3 protein-coding genes are annotated in these 2474 nt (G+C 72.4%); all 3 read right to left on the minus strand.

The genetic code is table 11. From position 1 onward, the window contains the following. Positions 1 to 790, minus strand: a 790-nt coding sequence (locus QL985_RS11975; protein ID WP_290147985.1) for an NUDIX hydrolase, incomplete at its 3' end; no start/stop codon positions are given. Positions 791 to 868: 78 nt separating this feature from the next. Continuing rightward, positions 869 to 1780 (minus strand): mycothiol synthase, encoded by a 912-nt coding sequence (gene mshD, locus QL985_RS11980; protein WP_059281392.1) that lies wholly within the window; start codon positions 1778 to 1780, stop codon positions 869 to 871. Positions 1781 to 1814: 34 nt separating this feature from the next. Further along, positions 1815 to 2465: a response regulator transcription factor gene (locus tag QL985_RS11985; protein ID WP_290147989.1), complete on the minus strand. Its 651-nt coding sequence runs from the start codon at positions 2463 to 2465 to the stop codon at positions 1815 to 1817. Between the last annotated feature and the right edge of the window lie 9 nt (positions 2466 to 2474).

The raw sequence follows: 2474 nt of genomic DNA on the forward strand, positions 1-2474 counted from the left end.
GCTCGTCCCGGTCTTCACGGTGGCCGAGAACGTGGCGCTGGGGCACGAGAGCACCCGGGGCGTGTCCCTGGACCTGGGCGGCGCGCTTGGGGTGGCGCTTGTGGGTGGCCTCGGTGAGCTGCGGACGCTCCTTGACCTTCACGTTGTGCTTGGTGGCGTAGGGCACCACCGTGGACATGCAGCGTAGCCAGGGGGAAGTAACCACGCGCTCGGGCTGCCACGCCGCGAGCAGCCGGGTCACGGCCAGGGCCTGCCGCTTGCCGGTGGCCGCGAGAGGGCGGTCCCCCTCGGCCCGCTGCCAGGACGAACGCGGCTTGGCCTTGGCGTGGCGGATCACGATCACGGGGCGGGTGGGCAGCAGGCCCTGGGAGTAGAGCCGGGTGAGCCGCTCCAGTGGCGCGCGGTCGTCCTTGTTGCTGAGCATCTCGTGGGCGCGGGCGGGGGTGACCCACCGCATCTCGTCCACCTCGTCGTCCTCCGGGGCCGTCTGCGCGGTGGGGGAGACCTCGGCCGCCCAGTAGCGCACGAGCTTGTCGTTGCCGCGGACCTTGTACTCGGAGTCGCCCAGGTGGACCCCCAGGGTGATGCGCAGCCCTGTCTCCTCGCGCAGCTCGCGCACGGCGGTCTCCGGCAGCGTCTCGCCGTCGTCCTGCTTGCCCTTGGGCCAGGACCAGTCGTCGTAGCGGGGACGGTGGATCACCAGCACCTGGAGCTCGTTGTCCACCACCCGCCAGCAGAGACACCCCGCGGCGAGGATGTCGTACGTGCTCAGGGTGCTGTTCTTCGCCATGCTCTGCTCTCCGTGCTCCGAAACTCGCGTGCCGCCCGCAGGGAGGGGGCGGGGATCCCGTACCGATGGTAGCGGGGCTCAGCCCCGGTACATGACGTCCACGTGCCAGCGCTCGAAGCCCAGGGACTCGTAGAGGGACACGGCCGCCGTGTTGTCGGCGTCCACGTAGAGCATGACCTCCTCGAGTCCCTCCTCGGCCAGGTGGTTGATGCCCGCGGCCGTGAGCGCGCGGCCCAGGCCGCCGCCCTGCTGCTCGGGGTCCACGCCCACGGCGTAGACCTCGCCCAGGTCGGCGGCGCCCTCGCCGCCCGTGTGCACCTTGGTCCAGTGGAAGCCCACCACCCGGTCCGGGTCCTCGGTGGTCACCGCCAGGAGGAAACCGGCGGGGTCGAACCAGGACTCGCCCTCGCGCTGCTGCAGGTCGGACAGCGTCAGACGGCCCTGCTCGGGGTGCTGGGCGAAGGCGCGGGAGTTGACCCGCAGCCAGGACTGCTCGTCCCGGCCCACCTCGAACGCGCGGATCTCCACGCCCTCCGGCAGCGACACCTCGAGGGGCACGTCCTGGGCGCCGGCGACCGTGCGCTTGAGCTGCAGCAGGTCACGCACAGCGGTGAGTCCGTGCAGCTCGGCGAGCCGGCGCGCCGCGGGCTGGTTACCGTGCGCCCAGGCCTCCACGGTGCCGTCCACGAGACCGCGCAGCTGGCCCGCGATGGCCGTGGCCACGCCCCGGTTGCGGTGCTCCGGGTCCACGGTGAGCTCCACGGTGAACGTGGAGGCGGCGTCAGGCTGGGGCATCACCACGGCGGCTCCCACGAGGTCCTCGCCGTCGGTGGCGACCACGCATGTGACCCCCGCCCGGCCGGAGCGCAGCTCAACGAGCGTCTGGTCCGAGAACGGCGGCTCGCCGTCGTGCGCGCGGGAGTGCTCCGCGAGGGCCACGAGGTCCTCGGGGAACGGGATGCTGTCGTACGGGGTCACGGTGACGGACATGGCGGTGCCTCCTCGGCGGTCGTCGGCGCGGTGCTCAGGCAGAGGTCTCCCTGCCTGCCGCAAAGCTGTACCCCACGTTACGCACCGTGGTGATCAGGTGCTCGTGGTCCGAGCCGAGCTTGGCGCGCAGCCGCCGGATGTGCACGTCCACGGTGCGGGTGCCGCCGTAGTAGTCGTAGCCCCACACCTCGGACAGCAGCTGGCTGCGGGTGAAGACCCGGCCCACGTGCTGGACCAGGAACCGCAGCAGCTCGAACTCCTTGAACGTGAGGTTCAGGGCCCGTCCCGCGAGTTTCACCGTGTAGGAGTCCTCGTCGATGCTGAGCGAGCCCGCGCGCAGCACGCTCCCCTCGGGTTCCGGCTCCGGCGCGGCACCTCCCGCGCTCGCGAGCCGCAGCCTGGCCTCCACCTCGGCGGGCCCCGCGGTGCTCAGCACCACGTCGTCCACGCACCACGACGCCGCCACGGCCGCCATTCCGCCCTCCGTCACGCTCAGCAGCACGGGCAGCGGGCGCTGGGCGGCGGAGAGCGCCTGCGCCGCGTTGCGGGCGCCCACGAGATCGGCGGTTCCGTCCAGCACCACGACATCCGGGCGACTCGGTCCGGTGAGCGCTCCGGTCGCCGTCAGCGGGTGCACCGAGACCGTGTGGGGGAGCAGCTCGAGGGCGGGCAGCGCGGGGTCCACCGCACCGAG

Source organism: Kocuria sp. APC 4018, from assembly GCF_030407675.1.
In the GTDB taxonomy this organism is placed as follows: domain Bacteria; phylum Actinomycetota; class Actinomycetes; order Actinomycetales; family Micrococcaceae; genus Kocuria; species Kocuria rhizophila.

Excerpts from the sequence above, each read along its gene's own strand:
- mshD (WP_059281392.1), bottom strand. The coding sequence starts at position 1,780 with ATGTCCGTCACCGTGACCCCGTACGACAGCATCCCGTTCCCCGAGGAC.